The sequence below is a fragment of the Arthrobacter sp. 01L42 genome (assembly GCF_056400005.1).
This window is the reverse complement of the sequence record NZ_JBFTSL010000008.1, coordinates 86485-106711: the sequence shown is the minus strand read 5'-3', so window position 1 is coordinate 106711 and position 20227 is coordinate 86485. Positions and strand designations below refer to the sequence as shown.

The window sequence follows — 20227 nt, the reverse complement described above, 5'->3', positions numbered from 1 at the left end:
GTGGCTGCGGAACCGCTTTTTACACGGACCCGGTCAGCCCTGGCGGTTCGTGTCCAGGACGGTGACGTCCAGGGGCATGCGCCTGGCGCGACGGAGGCGTCCGGCCAGCACGTTGCGCACGCCGCGGGTCACCATGGTCGTCTTGGTCAGATACCGGAACTCGGCGGCGTCCGACGTTACCAGGTCCAGCAGCGGCCGCGCGGCGTCGTCAGGGGTCTGCCCCCACAGCCCGACGACGACCTGCAGCCCGCCCAGTCGATGCTCGTACCCGGGCTGGGACGTGACGTGCCCCAGCATGTCCGTGATCACCAGGCCCGGATTCATGCCATGCACCCGGACGCCGGTGCCCTTGGTCTCCACCCGCAACGTCTCGGTGAACTGGCGGACCCAACGCTTGCTTGACGCATACGCGTTCTGCAGCGCCACCGGCCCCTGGTCGCCGTGGCCGTACACGTTGACGAGGTCGCCGCGACCTTGGCCGATGAACACCGGCAACGCCACCCTCGACCCGTGGAACGTGCCGAGGATGTTTGTGCGCACCACTTGCGTGAAGTCCTCGACCGGCGTGGAGGCCGTCGGCCCGAAGACACCGGAGGCTCCGGCGTTGTTGACCCAGATGTCGAGCGTCCCGCGGCTAAGGGCCTCGTCGCGCAGGGCCTCGACGTCGGCCAGTTCACCGGTGTCGCACTGACGCCCGAATGCCACGATCCCTTCAACGTGCAGCCGCTCGACGGCGGCCGCGACGTCGGCGTCCGACCTGGACGCCAGCACCACCGTCGCACCCTGATGCCCCAGCAACCGGGCCATGGCCAACCCCAGGCCGCGCGTCGAGCCAGTCACGACTGCCACGCGACCGCGGAGGACATCTCGTCGCGAACCCATGCTTCTCTCATACGCGTAGTGACCGGGGAGAGCAAGGGCGCAGGCGTGGCGACAGTTCCGAGGTGGTTGTCCGCCGGGTGGTTCCCCGGCGGCGCTGTTCCATCGCAACGGGGCAATTGCCGGGGTCTGTCGGGACGCCGCGGACGGATTTAGACTGAATCATTTCGCGACGCCGGCGGGCTGGCGATGCTGAGCGGGCAACCGAAGATCAGCGGCCGCCTTGTCGTACGTAGTCGGCGGGATCGTAGTGGATCCGGAGTGTCGAGATCTTGCCGTTGTCGAAGCGGAAGAACTCTGCGAGCCGGACAATCCCTGCCGGCATGCGGGCGTCGTAGAGTATCGCGGAGCCATCTGCGCCGTGGACCTCTTGGAGGATCTCGAGGTCCGACACCGTGGCGATGAAGCCTTTTACGCCTTGGCAGAATCCGGCGGCCCCTGTGCGCTTCCCTGCGATCGGACCTTCAAATTCGAGGTCGTCGACGAGCAAAGTGCGCAGCTCGCCGTCGGGGTCGAACGCATCTATGCCGGCGGCCAGGATCCGGTAGTAGCGCTGGAGTACGTCTGGCGCAGCCTTGCTCAGCGTGGACATCGGCAGCTCCTCCCTAAGATTGAAATCTTCAAGCTCTGCACATCCATGAGGCGGAGAACGCGGTTCAATGTGGACCGGATCGTCGCCGGTCAGGTTATAGCCGTTGAGTACAGAAGTCACGACGTCGAGGAGGACTGCCGCTGCGGCGTGGTGCTCGCCGTCGTCTGTCTGGGATGCACGAAGGCTGAGGCGGAGACGCAACAGCGTGGCGGGGCTACAGTCCCCGGAGTCGTTCAGGCGTTCTGCTGGTTCGCGGCCGTCAGCGTCTTGCCTAGAACTGGGTAGTGCCGCGCAGCCGGCGGGGGCGGCCGTCTGGGTCCAAGAGGAGGCGGTTCATCGGATCGGCCCAGAGGCGTTGGCGGGCCGACACCGGCTCTGGAGTGTGGTGGCGCGCGTGTCCGGCGGGTCGGGGGGAGCGGCGGCCGGCTTCATGCCATTGGTCGAGAGCGTCTGCGGTGGTGTTCCAAAGTTTGAGCCCGGCCGCCGGGTCGACGAGCTGGGGATCGTTCTGCTCCAGGCCCAGGTGTTCGGCCCAGAGTTGGAGCCGGAGCTCGTGGGCCAAAGGCCGGAATGTATCGCGGCTGTTGTATGTGCCGGGCGCCTCCCGGTTGTCGACAGTCGTGTCGAGTACGGCGCAGGTGAGCTCGCTGTCGTTGGTCCAGGACCGGCGGTTGAAGTTGTCTGAGCCGCAGGTGAACCAGGTGTCGTCGATGATGCAGATCTTGGCGTGGACATAGATCGGAGTTCCCGCGCGGTTCTCCAGGTCGAACACGCCGACCCTGTCGGGCGCGACCCGACGCAGCATGCTGATGGCACGCAGTTGCCCGATCCGGGCCGCCGGCCCTGCGAGAGGCCCGTCAGCGTCGGGGTAACGGGGCACGACGGCGATCACGTTCAGGTCGGGATTCCGGTCGAGGGCCTCCGCGATTCCGGCTGCGACCTCTTTCGACCACAGGTACTGATCCTCGACGTAGATCAGCGAGCGGGCGCGGGCGAAGGCTTTCGTGTAGGCGCGGGCAATGCTGCGTTCCCCGTCGGGCGCGAACGGGAACGGGGGACGTTTCACCCCGTAGGTGCGCAGCAGCTGCACGGCGTGCTTGCCCGCCGGTGGCGGTGGCGGTGCAGTGGCCGGGAGCGGTTCGGGGTGCCGGGGCATACGGGCCAGACGTTGCAGCAGCATCCGGTAGGGGGTGCGCCGGTCCAGAGGATGCGGGTCGTTCCACCGTTCAGCAAATACTGCCAGGACATCTGCGACCACGGGGCCACGCAGTTCGAGGGCGGCATCGTGCCATGGCGGTCGTTTCCCGTACCGGGAATCCATGCTCACGGCCTGCGGGTCTCCCGCGTGGTCGGCATCGTCCCGACGGCTGTGCGAAAGGTCGATCCCGCCAACGAACGCGACATCCCGCGACGGGTTGTCACGACGGCGGATGACGAAGATTTTTTGGTGATGGGAGCCAAACAGGCGTACACGCTGATCCAGCAGCACCTCTCCGCCCGCGTCGTTGACCTGACGGCTTAGGAGCTCATTGGATCGGCCGCTGATCGGGGCCGACACGCGCTCTCCATGGGATCTCCAGACAAGGCCCCGCACTTCCACTCCCTCACGGGCCAAGCCAGCGAGCACCTCACCGATCGACGGTCCGTCCGCCAGCAGCCGCTCGTCGGCGTCGCCACGCCAGTCGGTGAACCACACGCGGTCCCCGGCCTGCAGAGCCGTCAACTCCTCATGCAGCCGGGCGAAGTAGGTCGCGCCATGAATCAGGGGCCGCACAAGATTGCCCTCCGACCACGGCGGCGATCCGGCATCGCCCGCGTGTACGTCTGTGGCCAAATTCCCCCGCTCGGCGCGGCTCAGAAACCACGTACCAGCATCACTGTCCACTCAGTCCTTCTTTCGGCGCCCGAGCCCAGGGCACTAGTGTCCGGTCTTCAACGTAGCGACTGTGCTGCCTAATGTCACCGACCGGGTCAAAGGTGCACGGTATCAGCGGACCAGCGGAATGCCCGCTCGTGTTGGGCGCCCACTTGAACTGATACGAAGGGATTGCTTGTAAGGAAGGCGGCGCAGCACCGGATCAAAGCCGCTCTCCGGCCCTACCGGGATGACGCTGGACGGCCTATCGTGGTCCTGACATAGCCCGAGGGAAAGGAACGACGATGTTCACCCTGCAGATTAGCTATCCGGTCCGGGACTACGAGGCCTTTAAGAGTGTCTTCGACAGCGATCCCGCAGGCCGCGCCGCCTCCGGCGCCCGGTCTGTCCGCTTGTTCCGGGACACAGAGGACCAGAACAGCGTAGCCGTGCTCCTTGACTTCGACACCAGGGACGCCGCGACCGGCTTTCTGGCAAAGTTGCGCAGCCAGGTGTGGGACAAACCCGAGGTCATCGGGCAGCTGATGACGGCAGCGCCGACAGCCAGGATTCTGGAAGAAATGGCCCGTGAGGGCCAGGGCGCGGGCTGACCGCTGAGAATCATGCTGGACTCGCGGTGGCACAAGAAACCGCGACATCCCGTGGGTGCCAATGTTGGCTCTCGGGCAGGTTTGGGCGCTATGAGAGCGTCGAGTTCAAAGCCCACGTAATGCCCGCATGGAGCCCGCGTTATGCCTGCCGGGAGTATGAGGAACCCGAGGCCGTCCGTTCCAGTAGTCCGAAGTCGATCATGTAGCGGCGCAGCATGACGACGTCATCGGTATAACTGAGCAGTCGTTCATTAACCTGCTTTTCCGTTAGGTGTTCGCCCGGCTCAAAAGCTTCGCTGACGATCCAGGCCAGGAGCTCCCGCCGTTCCGTCATGTTGGCTGGATACCTCTCGATCCGCCCCAAGCGCATGAAGCGGGCCAATCCGGTCTGCGGCTGCCGCCGGGGTTGCTGTGTGAGGAGGTCGCGGAAGATCGCCTCGGGTGCCTCAAGGTCACTGGCGGCATTGCTTTCCACAAGTCCTGACTCAAGGAGGGCAGCGATGGCCCGGTTTCGCCGGTGGTCATTCAGGTCCGCAAGCACGTCGGGGAGCTTGGCGCCGAGCACTATTTGCGCGTAGGCGGTCCGAGCGTCCGTGTTAGCGAGGGCTGCCACTACACGCCGCCAGTGCGGTCCACTCACCATCGTCGTTCCGGTCACAGCGTTTTCCTCACTCTGCATTTGCCCCCGCGGGCAGGCCGGCTTCGGGATCCAGGTCCGGTTCAGCCGACCTTGAGGGTCAAAAACGAAAGTCGTCGCAGACTTATACCAACACGCTTGCTTCGACGACTTTTGCGGTGTCGACAAATTGTTCGAAGCGGACGATGAGCCCGCCGCGGACGATGAAATGGTGGGCCACCCGGACGTTCAGGGGGTTCCCGGTTGCCCGGTGCGTGGCGGTGTACCTGGCGAGGACAACTACGTTTTCACCCTCTACGATGTACGTGTCGTCGTGGGCTACCCAGCCGTCCCAGTCCCGGCCGAGAATTTCCATGACATTGGAAGTGACCCCGTCGGGGGTGCGGTAGGTCCCTGCGAGGGGGAAGCCGGCCATCTCAGTCCATTCAACATCCGGGGCCATCGTGGCGCGGAGCGCTTCGAGGTCACCGGCTGCTGAAGCCAGATACTGCCGGCGGACGACATCGCGCGGGGAGGTTGAGCGGGCAAGTTCGGTGATGTCACTCAGCCCCATGTCATTTCCCCCTTGGCGACCTTGGGTCCGATTTGCGCCGCGATCAACATCCCGGAATTCGGGTAGCTTTCGATCAGGGCAGCCGTAACGGCCGCGGCATTTGCTGAGCGGGCGAGGATCCGTTCGAATTCCTGGAGGTAGGACCGTGTGTAGTCGATGGCTGTGGAATCGTTGGCCGTTCCCGGCAGCCGGTGGCCTGCGATGACGAGATCCGGGTTCAGGGCCCGCATCTGGTCAAGTAGTTCGATCCAAGCCGAGCGCTGTTCGGGGGTGGCCGTGTCTGCTGTCCAGACGTGTTCTTCCTGGAAGACAAGGACTCCACCGACGACTGCATTCTGATCGACGTTGTAGAGGTAGTGCCTGTCCGGTAGCAGGTCAGAGCCGCCTCGGAGTTCGAAGCGGTACCCGTCGAGTTCGATCGCGTCTGCACTCAGGGGCGCGATCGTTGCCAAGCGGGTCGGAAGATTGGCACCCAGTGCTGCCCACGCCTGGAGTTTACCTTCGTAGGTTGCCTGGATGTGCTCGATGACGATCGGTGTCGCCAGGACTGTGGCATTTGGGAACGCATCGGCGATGACTTCCAGGCCGAAGTAGTAGTCAGGGTCAGCGTGGCTGATGAAAACGGTTTCCAGTTCTTTACCGGAGTCCAGGATGGCCGCGACGAGACGGTGACCGTCGGCCCGGGTGAAGCCGGCATCCACGAGGAGGGCCTTTGATGGGCCGGTGATCAATGTTGCTGACTTGTTGGGTGAACCTGCGGGGAAGTCGAGATCCAAGACTTCAAAATGCAGCGACATGCTGGTGAACCTTTCTCGGATGCCCCGGAGTGTCCGAAGCGAGTCGCGCAGATACGCTTACTCAAATCCAACAATAGCTGACTAGTCAGCTATTCCCTAGGGATAAGACCGTTCGATCATGGCATGATCGGCAGGTGCTGTGCAGCGTTTTTGCTGATCTTCTTCACGGCCGCTGAGAACACCTCGGCTTCTGCGGGTGAGAGCAGGTCGAGCATGTACCGTTCAATATTTTCCACGTGGCGGGTGCTTGCCCGGAGGAGGACGTCTTCGCCATGTGTGGTGAGGCGGATGAGCTGGACCCGGCCGTCGACAGCAGAGCTCTCGCGTTCAATAAGGCCCAGCGCTGACGCCCTCTGCACCAGTCGGGTGGCTCCGCCAGACGTCAATACCCGCGCCTGCGCGATGTCACGCACTGGAATTCCCTTGTTGCCGCCCCTTGCCACCAGGAGGAGAAGTTCAAAGAGTGAATGGCTGAGCCCGAACTCCTGTTCCAGGGCGCGGCCGAGGAGAAACTCCAGCCGGTTCGCCGCACCCAGTAGGCGCCCGAAGACCAAGATGCGATGATCGTTGGCAGCCTCTTGGCCTGATCCAAATTCCGTTGCATTGTTCACCGTCCAACAGTAAGCGGAACTAACGGAGTGTCGCTTGCCTCTTGTCTAATTCGGGGGGCGAGAATCAGGAACATCACGAATGTCTATATCAGCGATTTCCTGCGTGCGGGAAGTCCATGAGTAATTCTGGACCGGAGGCCCGACCCCTCGCAGGTCGTTCACCCCGGCACAAAACTGGCCGGTTTGGAGGCCTATCAGCGGGCCCGGCCGGAGGGGCGAATCGAGCCGGCGGGATCGTGGTGGACAGCTTGGCGGCCGACTTAGCGGGAAAGCCAGCCCCCGTCGACGTTAATGACGGTTCCCGATAGATAGGTGGACGCCGCGGACGCGAGGTAGACCGCGGCCCCGCCGATTTCGTCGGGTTGTCCCCAGCGGCCTATAGGCATGCGGCTGCGCATGGCCTGGTACCGCGCAGGGTCTTCGCGGTGGGCTGCGGTGAGCTCTGTTTCCATGTATCCGGGGGCTATACCGTTGACTCTGATTCCATGGGGGGCCCACTCGTTGGCGAGGGCACGGGTCACTCCCAGGAGTCCGTGTTTGGATGCCGCATAGGAGGGTACTTCGACGCCTCCTTGGAAGGCATTGATGGAGAGGATGTTAATGATGCTTCCGGGCCGGTCCTCGTCGATCAGGGAGCGCGTGAACGCTTGGGAGAGCACGAAAGGTGTAGTCAGGTTCAAACCGATCACGGATTCCCAGTCTTCGAGGGTGGTTGCGAGCGCAGGACCGCGCCGGATCAGTCCGGCGTTGTTGACGAGGATGTCGGGCCCGTTCCCGGTTTCCTTGGCCCAGGTGATGATTTCTGCGGCCTGGTCCGGCGAGAGATTGGCAAGGTTCTGCGACCGGATCCGGCACCTGACGCCTTGCCCTTCCAGTTCGTCCTTGAATTCGTTCAGAGGCGAGAGGTCCAGCGCCATGACTTCTGCTCCGGCAAGTCCTAGGGCAGTGGCTACCGCACGGCCCAGTCCTCTGCCGGCGCCTGTGACGAGGGCAGTTTTGCCGTGCAGGGAGAAGGGGTTCGCCACGAGTGGCTGTCCGGCCGCAAGGGTTGCAGTGTTCCCCATTGCTGAACCGGGTCCGGCGGGCTTCATTTCGTGGTCTCCGGTTCGAGTACGCGGTCGTGCCGCAGTGATGATTTGGCGGTTTCCTTTGCCACAAGTGCTGCAATAAAGGTGATTGTTGCCGCTGTGCCGAGGTAGATGCTGACACCGAGGGTGTTTTTCTGGTCCACGCTGCCGAGAATGGCGATGGAGATGAGAGGTGCCAGTCCGCCGGCGAAGACCGATGCCAGCTGGTAGCCGAGGGAGGCGCCGCTGTAGCGGACGCTGGTGCCGAACAGTTCAGAGAAGAACGCTGCCTGGGGAGCGTACATGAACGTGGTGCAGACGAGGCCGACGACAATGGCAAGGATAATAAGTCCGTCGTTACGGGTGTTGATGAGCGGGAAGAAGACAAAGCCCCAAAGACCCGTGCCTGCCGCTCCGGCCAGGTAAAGGGGCCGGCGGCCTACGCGGTCGGACAGGGATCCGATGATCGGAGTGAGCACGAACTGGGCCACAGAGCCGATCAGCACGCCGGCTATGGCGACATCCTTGCGCATGCCCAGATACGTGACCATGTAGGTGATGACGACAATGCTGAAAATGTAGTAGGCGATGTTTTCGGCCAGGCGCATGCCCATGGCGATGGCAACCTCACGCGGGTATTTGCGCAGGACCTCGAAGATTGGGGCCTTGGTCTTCTCGCGCATGGATGCTGCCTTCTTGGCTTCGGCAAAGACGGGGGACTCCTCGATACTCAGGCGAACCCAGAGCCCGACAAGCACCAGCAGGGCGCTCAGGAGGAAGGGGATGCGCCAACCCCAGGCCAGGAAATCGCTGTCTGACTGCACTGCGGCCAGCAGCCACAGCACGACTGCGGCGATCAGGTTGCCCAGGGGTACGCCGGCCTGGACCCAGGAGGACCAGAATCCACGGTGCCGGTCATCGCCGTGTTCGGCGGCCATGAGGACAGCTCCGCCCCATTCACCGCCCACTGCGAAGCCTTGGAGCAAGCGGCAGAAGACGAGAAGCAGTGGAGCGGCAACTCCGATCATGGCGTAGGTGGGCAGCAGGCCAATGGCGAAAGTGGCCGCACCCATGAGCACCAGGCTGATGACGAGCATCTTCTTGCGGCTTACGCGATCTCCGAAGTGACCGAAGATGATGCCGCCCAGCGGCCGCGCGACAAAGCCGACAGCGTAGGTGCCGAAGGCCAGAAGCACTCCGGTTGCCGGGTCCTGGCTGGGAAAGAATACCGCTCCGAAGACCAGCGCTGCGGCTGATCCGTAGAGAAAGAAGTCATACCATTCGATGGCCGTTCCGATAAGGCTGGCAAATACGACCTTGCGGATGGGCGTCCGTGCGACGGCGACGGACGTCTGGGTGTGTGCGTTAACCATTGGGGGTCTCCGTTGGATGTGTCACGATGCTTGATGATGGCTTCTGGTTACGGTCAGCGTTGACCTGCAGGCGCCTTAGGGAAGGAGCACGACCTTGACGGCTTCGGCGTCGGCTGCCGCTTGGAGTGCGCGAGTGCCCTCGGTCAGCGGGAAGGTAGTCACCAGTGACGCCCACATGTCAGGCGCTGCCTCCAGCGCTGCCAGCGCGTTACGGTAGTCGAGGGCGACTGAGCCGTAGCTCCCGACAAGTTGAATCTCGTTCCTGGCCAGCACATTGATGTCCACTGCCGGGATCGACGGGAACAGTCCGGCGACGACGATGGTTCCACCCGGGCCAATATTTGCCACCGCAGATGACAATGCCTGGGCCGCGCCCGATGCTTCCAGCCAACCGTGCAACCCTCCCGGGGTCACATCCTCTGCCAGGATGGTATCTAGACCAAGTAACCGGGCCAGGGGCAGGCGCTGCTCTTCGTCGCGTGCTGCGCCGAGAAGCGTAACCCGATGCCCGCGCTGGTTCAGGAGCAACGCGGCCATGAGGCCTATCGGCCCGGGACCGCTAACCATGACACGGGCCTGGGCCGGTATTGATTGCTCCAGGCGTGTCACCGCGCGCAGGGCCACGGACAGCGGCTCTGTGAGGGCGAGAACCGCAGCGGGCAGATCATTGTCCACCGGCACGGCGCGGTATTCAGGGATGGAGAAGAGATCTGCGGCGGCTCCGTCAAATGAAAGCCCCAGCACGGTTCGATCCAGGCAAAGTTGACGAGTTCCACGACGGCACAGATCGCAGGATCCGCAGCCGTCGATGGCAATGGGCACAATGCGTTGACCGATCCACTGGCTGTCCGTTCCCGCTCCGATACCTACAACGACGCCGACCGCTTCATGACCCAGTGTCACCGGGCAATGCACCCATTCGTAACCCGTATCCTGACGCCACGCATGCACATCGCTGCCGCAGAGGCCGCAGGCCAGTGTCTGGACAAGGAGCTCGCCGGGAGCCGGGTCGGGCTTGGGATGCTCCTGCACCTGCACGTCTTTCGGTGAGGTGCTTTGTTTTCTAAGGGCTTTCACGGTCAACCCTGTACGAATTTGTTCATCGGTTCTTCTCCTTCGAAGTTCCGCAGTCGGTGGTAACGGCTGGTCCGTCGGCGCCGAACAGCGCCGGGGCAGGTTGACAGCGTCATTGATGTATCTGGATGCCGCCCGGTGCCGCTCCTGGCTGAAGTGGCCGCAGGAGCAGCACCGGACTCGGCCCCGGGTTGCGGCCGGTTGGTGGCGATTCCGGGAATCGCGGTCCGGCCCCCGAGGGGAGAGGAGGCCTCTTAGCGGATGAATTGGTCGACGTAGTCGGCGCCAAGGCCTACTGCTTCGTAGTGTGCCCGGGCAAGGGCAATCTTGGTGAAGACATCCTCAATGCCCGTCGGGTTGCCGTCGGGATCCACGTAGATGTAGGTGCCTGTGACGTGGAACAGGGTGGCCATTTCCTCGACCCCGTCAGGAACGACGAGCGTGTGGATATCGCCCGGTGTTTCGAAGGCGTAGGTGCCTTCTTCGGCCCACCATTCGTGCTCCAGGTAGTGCCATCGACCCTTCAGGGTGATCGCGTGAACCGGCCCGGCGTGCCTGTGGCGGGAGAGGATCCCGGATTTGCGCACGCGCAGGATGTTCACGAAATATCCCTGGCTCGCCGAGAGAATCAGCGGGCGGAAGGACACGTCCCTGGACTGGGGCACCCACAGGCGCTCGTCCGCGTCCAGGTCGAGTGCACCGGGCACGATGACGTCATCGATGATGCCGTAGGGCTGCTCGCCGCGGTAAGGAACGGCAGCCTCATCCATGGTTGCTTCAGCAGCATTCGCAGTCATTCTTCTCCTTCGAAGTTTAGGAACCGATGTGGATGTCACATCACTTGCGGAACTGAATCGATTAAGTTCGAACATGGCTAAAACCCGTTTTGCTGAATCGATTAAGTTAAGTATTCATGCCATCGACCCGGTGCGCAAGAGCTCTCGAGGATTTTTCTTGCCGGCTCACATTCGAGTGTGACTTAGCGTGTTGTGTCCCTGACTTGAAGGACGTGGGGGAGCACTATGCGCTCGGGGGGCCCGTCGTATCCCTGGATTCTGCGGAGCAGCAGTTCGAAGCCGCGCCGGCCCATCATTTCGCGGGGGACCGTCACTGTGGTCAGCTGCAGCGGCCCGGCGCTGGAGAAGCTCATGTCGTCGAATCCGGCGACCGCCAAATCCTCCGGTACCCGGAGCCCCCGTTCCCGGCAGACGTCGAGGACACCCACCGCGATCATGTCGTTGCCGCACAACACGGCATCAACCTGATGCCCGGCGCTCAAGAGCGTCCGGGCCCGAGCGGCCCCGGATTCCCGGGTCAGCGCACCCCACAGCCCGTCCTCGTTCACAACGGTCGCTCCCGCCATCGCCAGGCCCTCCCGGAAGCCCCGCTCACGGTCTCGGGAAACACTAGACGCGCCGGCGCCGCCGAGCACCGCGACTCTTGTCCGGCCTGTCTCCGCCACATGTTGTGCCAGCTCCCGGGCCGCAGCCAGATTGTCGACCACCACCGAATCGGCGGCAGCTCCCTCGAGCACTCGATGCAACTGTACGAAGGGGACACCGCGTCGGGTGAGGCTTTCAAGCAAGTCGCGGTCCTGATCGGCTACAGAGGTGAAGAGCAGGCCGGCCGAATTCCTGTCAAGCTGGGCCATTGCCGCTTCGGTCTGGCGCTCCCCATTTATGCCGACGTTGGAGACGAATACCTCGAAGCCCTCCAGGGTGGCTGCGGCGATCACTCCGCTGGCAAGATCAGGGTAAAACGGGTTGGCTATGTCGGCGAAAAGCAGGCCGACGGCATCTGTCCGTCCGCGGCGCAATTGCTGGGCTACTTTGTTGGGGCGGTACCCCAGGTCTTCCGCAGCAGTGAGGACGCGATCGCGTAGATCATCACTAACCCCGGGCCGCCCGCTCATTGCATAGGACACTGACGCGGATGAGACACCCACCCGCTGTGCAACGTCGCGGATGGTAACGCGCACGCTCTTATCCGGGCCTGACCGTGCTTCCGTCACCATAGACATCAGCTTATCCGTTTAAGAAGATTTGCGAGATGCGCTTTCTCCTTCGGCGGCGCTTAGCCATTTGGGCGTTTCTCCTGAGGTGCGCGCCGATGCGGCTTTCCTCTCCACGGAAGCCGGCCACCTGCTAGCCCGATGCCGAGTTTAGGACTTCGGGATACAGCAACTCGTCGGCTTGCCATCTCATCAAAGGATCCCTACTGAGACGGAACAGTGGCCTCAGGAGGCTAAGCGGGCCTCGCACGGAAACGGACCACGTGCTGGCCGGCTCTCGAGCTTGGGCCTATATTCCTTCAGCCAGCTGTGGCATTAGCCGGTAGGGCGCGTGGGATTGCTGGGCCGCCGTCCGTCATGCTTCTTTCAGCCACGCCGCGGCCTCGGATGCCCAATACGTGAGCATCATGTCGGCCCCGGCGCGTTTAATCCCAAGCAGCGACTCAAGGACGGCGCCGCGGCGGTCGATCCAGCCGTTGGCGGCCGCAGCTTCGATCATCGCGTACTCGCCCGAGATCTGATATGCCGCGACCGGTACTGTGCTTGTTGCGGCGACGTCCGCCAGGATGTCAAGGTAGCTCATCGCGGGTTTGACGATCACGATGTCGGCGCCTTCTTCGACGTCGAGTCTGACCCCGGTCAGTGCTTCGCGGCGGTTACCGGCGTTCATCTGGTAGGTTCGCCTGTCCCCGGTCAGTTGTGAATCGACAGCCTCTCTGAAGGGGCCATAGAACGCTGACGCGTACTTCGCTGCGTAGGCCATCACGGCGGTGTTCGTATGGCCCGCGCTCTCCAGCGCCCGGCGAACGGCCCCGGTGCCGCCGTCCATCATGCCGGAGGGAGCCACGATGTGTGCCCCGGAGTCGGCCTGGGCGATGGCCATCCGGCCATAGAGTTCCAAGGTGGCGTCATTGTCCACGTATCCCGTGTCGTCCAGTACGCCGCAGTGTCCGTGGTCGGTGAACTCGTCCAGACACAGATCACTCATCACGACGAGGTCATCGCCCACCTCCGCCCGGACATCGCGGATAGCTGCGTTCAGGACACCCTCGGGGTCCAGGGCGGCCGAGCCAACAGGGTCCCGGTGTGCCGGAATCCCGAACAGCATGATGCCGCCCAGTTCCTGTTCGGCGGCTCGTGCGGCGGCTCGCTTGAGCGAGTCTGTGGTGTGCTGCACGACGCCGGGCATGGAGCCTATGGCTGCGGGTTCGGTAAGGTCCTCCCGGATGAAGGCCGGCAGGATCAGTTCAGAGGCAGTGAGGCGGTACTCGGCTACCAAGCGCCTGATGGCGGGCGAACGACGGAGGCGCCGGGGTCGTGTCCGGGGAAAGCTCATGTCCTGTCCTTTTCTCTTTTATTGGCGGGTGTAGGCCCGTGTGTGGGCTTCGGCGGTTGATTAGCCGAGCAATCTGGGGGAAGAGTTGTTCGAGGTGACCTCCACGTTGAGCGTGTGACGAGGAGGTCGATGTGTAAGGGCGCAGCCATTTTGGATCGGGCTGACGATCTGTTGTTGCCCATCTTGCAGGGCGCCTCAACGGCGCCCCGATGATGTACCTACCGGGCGGGCAGCGCCGCGAGCAGGAACCGGGCCGCGTCGTCGAGGGCCTTGCGCCCCTCGGGGAGCCGGTCCTGGTGCATGTGCCAGACGTGGAACATCTCGGGCCAGACGTCCAGGCTCACTCGCACGCGATTCTCGGCCAGGTGCCCGGCGAGCCGGACTGCGTCGCTGAGCATGAGTTCGTTCTCCCCGATTGTGACCAGGATCGGGGGCAGTCCGCGTACGTCGGCGAAGACCGGGGATGCGTCCGGGTCATTCGGCAGTGCCCCGCCTAGGAAACTGCGTGCCAGCAGGTCCAGGACGGCCTTGCTGTTCAGCGGGTCGAGGCCTTCCCGGCTGGTCATCGACGCGCCTGTGTGCTCCAGGTTCGCCCAGGGTGACAGGGCAACCCCGGCTGCCGGCAGCGGCAACCCCAGATTGCGTGCCTTGATCATCACCGTGACTGTCATGGCGCCGCCGGCCGAATCACCTGCGACCATCAGACGCTCCGGGTCCTGACCCTGCTCCAGCAGCCAACGGTACGCGTCGACGGTGTCATTGATCGGCGTGGGAAAGGGGTGTTCCGGAGCCAGCCGGTAGTGCGGCAGGAACACCCGGGCGTTTAGTCGAACTGCAAAGTTTCCGGCGAGGCCGTGGTAGCCCGCCGGGCTGCCGACGATGTAAGCACCTCCGTGGATGTAGAAAAGGGCCCGGTTGTCCTCCACGGTCTCGGGCGTCACCACGATTCCTGGGATCCCTCCCATGTCCACCTCTTCGACGGTGACCCCTTCTGGGGTGGGATGGGCGGCCAGCATCTCGTCGTATGCGGTGCGCAGTTCATCGAGGGTCGTGTCCGACGGTTCTCCGCGGAGCAACGGGGGAAGGGCGGCCAGGCTGGAGCTCCAGTTGTGAACAGCGGTGGAAACTTCTGTGGTGATAGGCATGTTCGTTCCTTTCGAGGGGGAGGTTTAAGTTTTAGCACGTTCATCGGTAAATTGCGATATGACGATTTTGAGGTAGTCTTATGGAGTGCCTACAGATGAGAACCCAGGGACCCAGCTCCAGCAGGATGAGCTGCTTGCAGCACTGCGCGCACTCTCCAACCCACACCGCCTGGCGATCCTGCAGTGGCTCCGCGACCCTGTGACGAATTTTGAAGAACAGAAAGTCGACGCCACACGCTACGGGGTGTGCGTCTCAAGCATCAGGAAGCGTTGCGAGGTCTCCCAGTCCACCGCCTCGCAGTTCATGGCTACCCTCGCAGACGCGGACCTCGTGCAGACCACCCGCATTGGACAGTGGACGTACTTCGCCCGCAATGAGGCGGCCATCGACCGTTTCCGGTCCTCCGTGGCCACGGCTCTCTAAGCCTTCACAACCACTTGTCGCGGGAAAAGTGAGTGAAGGCAATGAGCCTGCTCGGCATCCCGGTGGGGCGCGTGCCGGGGCACCGGCCATGCTGACAGCACTACGCCGTAACCACGGGCGCGTCCAGGAGGCGGTAGGCCGGCGCTTGATATTCCGGCGCGGGTGCCTGGGCAGGTGCAGGCGCGTACACCGGCGCCTAGTAGGGGTTGGGGTTCTGGAAGAATTGGGCTTGGGGTGGCGGGGCAGTCGTGCCGCCCGCGTTGAAGGTGCCGATTCCGCCGGTACCTCCGCCGCTGAAGACCGGAGCACAGAAGCCCGAGCCGCCGCCCATTTCGTTCCCGCCTTGGCCGGCCGGTCAGGTTCCGGCGCTGGCCGGCACGGACGTGAGCAGCGGGCCGGCCGCAGCCAGCAGGACAGCGGCAGCGGTACCTGAGGTCTTCAAAGTTTCTCCCCAAGGACGGGCCCTGATCGGCGGCCCCTGAGTGATTCTGGCCGATGACCGGCGCGGACTCGAGGCCAGCGCGCTGGCCTTCGCGAACCGTGGCAAGTACGTGGGTGACCCCGCTTTTGTCGGTGTCCCCACTGCCGCGCTCACTGACCCGATTTTCGGCCAGGAGCGCGCCTGTCAGATTGACCCGCTGCAGGAGGCGCTAGCCGGAATTCCTGCCCCACCAGCCGCAGTGGCCGTTCGCCCAACTGGACCGTGATTTCCTGACCCCAGGATGCGGTGAGGTGGTCGTCCTCCATGCCGTCGCCGAACACCACGAGCTGGTCGGATGCAACGGTGACGCGGAGTCTTTCGCCTGCCTCCAGCGCACCCTCGGTCAAGGATGTGCCGGTGATGGGGGAGGGCCATGCCTCCCGGACGAACCACGCCAGTCGGGGGTCTGTTGGCGCCGGCAGGGTGCGCCCGCCGCGTTCGAGGGCGATGGAGGCGCACCAGCCCGTGGCGCCCGTGCCCGTGGAGACGATCAGGCCCGAGGAAGAGTGACGTTCAGCCTGGCCGGCCGGGGTCGTGAGCTGGTATCGGGCCGACTGGTGCGAGGCGTGCCCGATGAAGACCTCGTTGAGCCCCGAGAGCTCCTGCCCGTCATCGAGCCGTGCTGTCACTGTGGCGAGGTCCTGGCACTGCAGCCGCTCAACGGCGCCGGCCACAGCGGCGTCGTGCAGGAGCCTTGCGGCCGCCTCGGGCGAGTGTCGAACCAGAACCCCCGGGTTTGCTCCCGGTTCCGGATCGATCCCGATGACGGGCTGGGCGTTGAGGTACTTCGCCATGTTGGCCACGAGCCCGTCCTGACCGACCACGGCGATGACGTCCTCCGGTGTAAGCAGGAACCTGCTGAGGTCCGCGCGTTCCACTTCGGCGTGCCGCCATTCGGCCGGAACTGCGACGCGGACCGTCGCCAGGGCCGTGGTGAGCCGGTCGTGGCGCTCCTGCGCGTCTTGGAGGGTGCGGCCACGGGTGCGGAGGAAGAATTCGGCCTGGCCGCGGGTGGCGTGCCTGTCCAGGAGTTCCTGGAGTTCGGTCCGGCGGTGGACGATGACGAGGCGGGGGTTTGCCATGTCGGGATCCTAGTGTTCGAAGCTGCCGGCGGTGCTTGCCGCCACGCCGGCGGCAGCAGCCGGAGCCGCGCCGCTCGCGGGCTCCCTGAACAGCCCGGCCAGTGCCCCGCTGAGAAGGTCCGGCGTGATGGTGAGGTTGCCAATGTTGGGCAGTGATCCGGCTGCGTCGCGCAGGGCCAGTGCCAGCAGGGTGGCCTGTTCCATGCCGCTGTAGACCTCCATGGTGGCGGCCTCACGCGCCGCGGTTGCTTCGCCGACAATCCGGACCTGGTTCGCTTCGGCGGTTGCGCTGATACCTTTGCGTTCGGCTGAAGCCTGCGCCTCGATGAGTCCCGCTGCGGCTTTTTCCTCGGCCTGACGCCGGGCGTTGGCGCCTTCTTGGGCAACCAGGTGTTCGCGTCTGGTGGCCAGCTCGATCTGGCTCGCCATCTCATTCTCGGAGATGGTTCGTTCGCGTTCGACGGCGACCGCCCGGCGTTCGTACAAGGCGCGGTCTGCCTCGGCCTGGAGCTGTTCCCGGACCGGCGTCTGCAAGGCCCGTTCGACGTCGGACTCCGGCCGGACCGCCAAGACCTGCACGCCCAGGATCTCGATGCCGGTGGACAGGAGCCGGGCGTCAGCGCTCAGGGCCCCGGTGAGGATGGTGCGGAGCTGGCTGACTCCGCGTTCCAGTGCCTCGGCCAACGTGGTGGTGGCGATCTGGTCGATGGCGTGGCTCTGGCACAGCTGGCCGATGATCGTGGCCACCTGCTCCTTCCCAGTCGCAGGCGCCGCAGCGGCCGTCTGGAGGCCGAAGTCCAGCCGGTTGGAAACGGCCACCGGGTCGATGAAGCGGTAGGTCACGTTGGCTTGGACGCTGACGTCTTGGTGGTCACGGGTGATGGCGTGGAAGAGGGTGGGCAGTTCCTGATCATCCACAGGAACCTCGCTGAGCACAGAGTTAGCCGGCCGGAACCAGAAGGCCTGGCCGACTCCCCGGTGCCGGACCTCGCCCTTCTGCAGGTGGACGACATAGCCGGTGGGGCTGCCCAGGAAGTGGCTGATCCAGGGGTAGCGCTTGATGCTGGCCATGTGATTCTCCTAAACCGTTCGATGTTGTCGTCAATCTGACGATAACTAACTTTAGGGCTGCTTTTGAATTATTGTCAAGATGACGATAAGTGCCTACGATGGGTTCATGCCTGAATCCCACCCGGCGCCAGCGCGCTTCCCGGTGACGGTCGACGTCGTCGCCCTCACCGTGACCGACGACGTCCTGAACGTCCTGCTCATCACCCGCCTCATCGAGCCCTTCCGCGGCAGGCTCGCCTTGCCGGGCGGTTTCGTGCTGGCGGGTGAGGACCTGGCGACCGCGGCGAGCCGCGAACTTACCGAGGAAACCGGCGTCGAAGAGGTCCCGGGCCATCTGGAACAACTGGGAAGCTACGGCCCGAAGGGGCGCGACCCGCGCGGGGATGTGCTCACGGTGGCCCACCTGCTGCTCGCACCCAACTTCCCCGTCCTCTCCGCCGGGAGCGACGCCGAGCATGCCGCGTGGTACCCGGTCAGCCAGGTCCCGGGCGGCGAATTGCGGCTCGCTTTCGACCACGAGCAGATCCTCGCCGACGCCTTGGAGCGGGCGAAGTCAAAGCTCGAATACTCCCCGTTGGGGGCCGCGTTCTGCGGCGATGAGTTCACCATTGCCCAGCTCCGGGCCGTGTACGAGGCCGTCTGGGGCACGCGGCTGGATCCCCGGAACTTCCACCGCAAGGCCACAGGAACGCCGGGTTTTCTGGAAGACACCGGGCGGATGACGACGGGCGAGGCGGGCCGCCCGGCGGCGCTCTTCCGGCTCGCCCAAGCAGCCCGGCCGACCGCTGGCCAGCCGGCCCGGGCCGTGCTCAACCCCCAGCTGATGCGCCCGCGCGACTGACGCTCCATGGAGTCAGGGCTGATGGTGCGGGCCCAGGGCGGGTGGGTGGCCCGCAGGGCCATCGAGTGGGTGCGGGCCGGAGGAGCCGCGATCCCGGAGACTCCCCCCGATGTTCCAGAAGGCCTCTGTTACCGGAGTGTGCTCCGCGGCGTGTTGTGGGAATGTATGGGCGCGGATCCCGCGATCACGTGAGTTTTCGCTCCCGCTTGCTGTGGCATCGCCGGGCGGTCGCCTTCGCGCAGCCAGTCGTCAAAGAACGCGTCGAGCTGCTGGCCGGAGGCCTTTTCCATCACGGCTTCGAAGTCTTCCGTCGTCGCCGTCGAGTCGGTGTAGCGGCTCAACCACGTCCGGGTGCCGCTGAGGAATGCCGCGTCGCCGATCTTCGCGCGCAGCGCGTAGAGGGCAGCCGCACCGCGGAGGTAGACCTGGCCCGCGAACAAGTTGTCACGGCCCGGGTCTGCGATGTTCAGCGCCCAGCGGTTGTTCGCGTCGAGGTATGCCACCGCGGCCCCGAACTGTTTCGGCATCGTGGCCGTGCCTTGGTGCTCGGCCCACAGCCACTCGATGTACGTCGCCCAGCCCTCGTTCAGCCAGATGTCCTGCCAGTCGGACGGGCTCACCGCGTCTCCGAACCACTGGTGCCCGAGTTCGTGCACCACCGTGTATTCGTCCGCAACCTCCGAGTAGACCGGCCGCGTCTGCGTTTCCAGCGCATAGTCGACCGTGTCGTCGTCGACAATCGCGCCGAAGGCCTCGAACGGGTACCGCCCGAACTGGCCCTCAAGGAATGCGATCATCTTGGGCTGCAACGCAAGCGACGCCTTCGTCTCGGCCAGTGCCGCTCCCGTCACGTCCGCGTCGATCGCATTGATGATGGGCAGCCCGTGCGGACCGACGTCGTACGACAGGGCAAAGTCGCCGACGTTCGCCGTCGACAGATAGCTGGCCATCGGGTCCGAGGCCTTCCACGTCCACGTGGTCCATCCCGCCTTCGTCGCCGGCCGGCCGACGGGCAGGCCGTTCGCCACGGCCGTCTTCCCCACCGGCACCGTGATGCGGAACGTATAGGTCGCCTTGTCTTCAGGGTCGTCATTCACGGGATACCAGGTCGCCGCACCCTCGGGCTCGCTGACGACCATCGCACCGTCAGCGGTGGTGACCCAACCGTAGAGCGCTCCGGTGGTGTCGAGCGGCCGGCCGGTGATTCCGCCGTACTCGATCACGATCGACGTCGTCTGTCCGGCCTTCAGTTTCGGCCGCAGCCCGACCGTGAGTTCCCAGATCCGGTTCGCGTCGTTCTGCACCTGGGACCACTTGGCGGCCTTGCCGTCGACCCGGACCGACGTGACGCCGAGGCCGCGCAGGTCGAAGTTGAGCGACTCCAGGTTCTGCTTCGCACGGAGGGTGACAGTCGCGACCCCGCTGAGGCGGCCTGCGAGCACCGCGGGATTGGTTGGTGGCGTATAGCGGAGGGCGAGGTCGTAGTGCAGGACGTCGTAGCCGCCGTTGCCGTCGAACGGGAAATACGCGTCCCCGCTGCCGGGAGCGCCCGCTGTGTAATGGGGGTTGTCGTGGCTGGGCGCGGCCTGTGCAGCCCCGCTGATTGCGCCGACGCCGGCCACGGCCAGCACGAGGATGACCGCTGTCCGACGCAGGAGCCCCCTGAAGTGCTGCCTCATCACCGATTTCCTCCATCCAGGCCTCGGGATGTCCATTTGGGTGAAACAGCACGCCCGTTGTCCCGAGCAGAAACGATCTCGGTCTGAGAAGTCATGACCGTGCCCCCA

General features: G+C 64.5%; 20 protein-coding genes. 3 read left to right on the top strand and 17 right to left on the bottom strand.

Annotated elements, in window-relative coordinates:
• Nucleotides 1–33 precede the first annotated feature (33 nt).
• The 3 genes from AC1DN2_RS09250 to AC1DN2_RS09240 form a co-directional block, all read right to left on the bottom strand.
• Entirely contained in the window at nt 34–840 is an 807-nt protein-coding gene (locus tag AC1DN2_RS09250) for an SDR family oxidoreductase (protein ID WP_476850098.1), read from the bottom strand.
• Between the two features lie 250 nt (nt 841–1090).
• A complete protein-coding gene (locus AC1DN2_RS09245) occupies nt 1091–1471 on the bottom strand; it encodes a nuclear transport factor 2 family protein (protein WP_476850097.1) in 381 nt (126 codons plus the stop codon).
• A 271-nt stretch (nt 1472–1742) separates the two neighbouring features.
• Complete coding sequence (locus AC1DN2_RS09240) at nt 1743–3245, bottom strand: phospholipase D family protein (RefSeq protein WP_476850096.1); 1503 nt, start codon at nt 3243–3245, stop codon at nt 1743–1745.
• A gap of 386 nt (nt 3246–3631) precedes the next feature.
• Here AC1DN2_RS09240 and AC1DN2_RS09235 point away from each other — a divergent pair, with 386 nt between their 5' ends.
• Nucleotides 3632–3937 (top strand): hypothetical protein, encoded by a 306-nt coding sequence (locus tag AC1DN2_RS09235; RefSeq protein ID WP_476850095.1) that lies wholly within the window; start codon nt 3632–3634, stop codon nt 3935–3937.
• A gap of 139 nt (nt 3938–4076) precedes the next feature.
• On the opposite strand, the gene AC1DN2_RS09230 is transcribed toward AC1DN2_RS09235, so the two are convergent.
• The 11 genes from AC1DN2_RS09230 to AC1DN2_RS09180 all read right to left on the bottom strand — a co-directional run bounded on the left by AC1DN2_RS09230 (nt 4077) and on the right by AC1DN2_RS09180 (nt 14541).
• Complete coding sequence (locus tag AC1DN2_RS09230) at nt 4077–4595, bottom strand: DUF2087 domain-containing protein (protein ID WP_476850094.1); 519 nt, start codon at nt 4593–4595, stop codon at nt 4077–4079.
• Nucleotides 4596–4698: 103 nt separating this feature from the next.
• Complete coding sequence (locus AC1DN2_RS09225) at nt 4699–5127, bottom strand: nuclear transport factor 2 family protein (protein WP_476850093.1); 429 nt, start codon at nt 5125–5127, stop codon at nt 4699–4701.
• The gene (locus AC1DN2_RS09220; protein ID WP_476850092.1) at nt 5118–5924 is read right to left on the bottom strand and encodes an MBL fold metallo-hydrolase; all 807 of its coding nucleotides are present in this window, start codon (nt 5922–5924) and stop codon (nt 5118–5120) included. Before AC1DN2_RS09220 ends, AC1DN2_RS09225 begins: the two co-directional genes overlap by 10 nt.
• A gap of 116 nt (nt 5925–6040) precedes the next feature.
• A complete protein-coding gene (locus tag AC1DN2_RS09215; protein WP_476850091.1) occupies nt 6041–6535 on the bottom strand; it encodes a MarR family winged helix-turn-helix transcriptional regulator in 495 nt (164 codons plus the stop codon).
• Nucleotides 6536–6795: 260 nt separating this feature from the next.
• Nucleotides 6796–7599 carry an SDR family oxidoreductase gene (locus AC1DN2_RS09210; RefSeq protein ID WP_476850090.1) on the bottom strand — a complete coding sequence of 268 codons (804 nt, stop codon included), beginning with the start codon at nt 7597–7599 and terminating at the stop codon, nt 6796–6798.
• Nucleotides 7600–7622: 23 nt separating this feature from the next.
• Complete coding sequence (locus AC1DN2_RS09205) at nt 7623–8975, bottom strand: MFS transporter (protein ID WP_476850089.1); 1353 nt, start codon at nt 8973–8975, stop codon at nt 7623–7625.
• Nucleotides 8976–9050: 75 nt separating this feature from the next.
• Entirely contained in the window at nt 9051–10052 is a 1002-nt protein-coding gene (locus tag AC1DN2_RS09200) for an alcohol dehydrogenase catalytic domain-containing protein (protein ID WP_476850088.1), read from the bottom strand.
• A 251-nt stretch (nt 10053–10303) separates the two neighbouring features.
• On the bottom strand, nt 10304–10846 hold the full coding sequence (locus tag AC1DN2_RS09195) for a 2,4'-dihydroxyacetophenone dioxygenase family protein (RefSeq protein ID WP_476850087.1): 543 nt from the start codon (nt 10844–10846) through the stop codon (nt 10304–10306).
• A 182-nt stretch (nt 10847–11028) separates the two neighbouring features.
• Entirely contained in the window at nt 11029–11961 is a 933-nt protein-coding gene (locus tag AC1DN2_RS09190) for a LacI family DNA-binding transcriptional regulator (RefSeq protein WP_476850155.1), read from the bottom strand.
• A 454-nt stretch (nt 11962–12415) separates the two neighbouring features.
• Nucleotides 12416–13396, bottom strand: a complete 981-nt coding sequence (gene hemB, locus AC1DN2_RS09185) for a porphobilinogen synthase (RefSeq protein WP_476850086.1) — start codon at nt 13394–13396, stop codon at nt 12416–12418.
• A 218-nt stretch (nt 13397–13614) separates the two neighbouring features.
• On the bottom strand, nt 13615–14541 hold the full coding sequence (locus AC1DN2_RS09180; RefSeq protein WP_476850085.1) for an alpha/beta hydrolase: 927 nt from the start codon (nt 14539–14541) through the stop codon (nt 13615–13617).
• A gap of 85 nt (nt 14542–14626) precedes the next feature.
• Between AC1DN2_RS09180 and AC1DN2_RS09175 the strand changes: the two genes are divergently transcribed.
• Complete coding sequence (locus tag AC1DN2_RS09175) at nt 14627–14965, top strand: ArsR/SmtB family transcription factor (RefSeq protein ID WP_476850084.1); 339 nt, start codon at nt 14627–14629, stop codon at nt 14963–14965.
• 591 nt (nt 14966–15556) lie between these two features.
• On the opposite strand, the gene AC1DN2_RS09170 is transcribed toward AC1DN2_RS09175, so the two are convergent.
• Nucleotides 15557–16528 carry a diacylglycerol kinase catalytic domain-containing protein gene (locus tag AC1DN2_RS09170; protein WP_476850083.1) on the bottom strand — a complete coding sequence of 324 codons (972 nt, stop codon included), beginning with the start codon at nt 16526–16528 and terminating at the stop codon, nt 15557–15559.
• A 9-nt stretch (nt 16529–16537) separates the two neighbouring features.
• Nucleotides 16538–17599: an SPFH domain-containing protein gene (locus tag AC1DN2_RS09165; protein ID WP_476850082.1), complete on the bottom strand. Its 1062-nt coding sequence runs from the start codon at nt 17597–17599 to the stop codon at nt 16538–16540.
• 106 nt (nt 17600–17705) lie between these two features.
• On the opposite strand from AC1DN2_RS09165, the gene AC1DN2_RS09160 reads away from it, so the two are divergent.
• Entirely contained in the window at nt 17706–18440 is a 735-nt protein-coding gene (locus AC1DN2_RS09160) for an NUDIX hydrolase (RefSeq protein ID WP_476850081.1), read from the top strand.
• A gap of 128 nt (nt 18441–18568) precedes the next feature.
• Here the strand turns inward: AC1DN2_RS09160 and AC1DN2_RS09155 are convergent, their stop codons facing one another.
• A complete protein-coding gene (locus AC1DN2_RS09155) occupies nt 18569–20119 on the bottom strand; it encodes a M1 family metallopeptidase (RefSeq protein ID WP_476850080.1) in 1551 nt (516 codons plus the stop codon).
• Between the last annotated feature and the right edge of the window lie 108 nt (nt 20120–20227).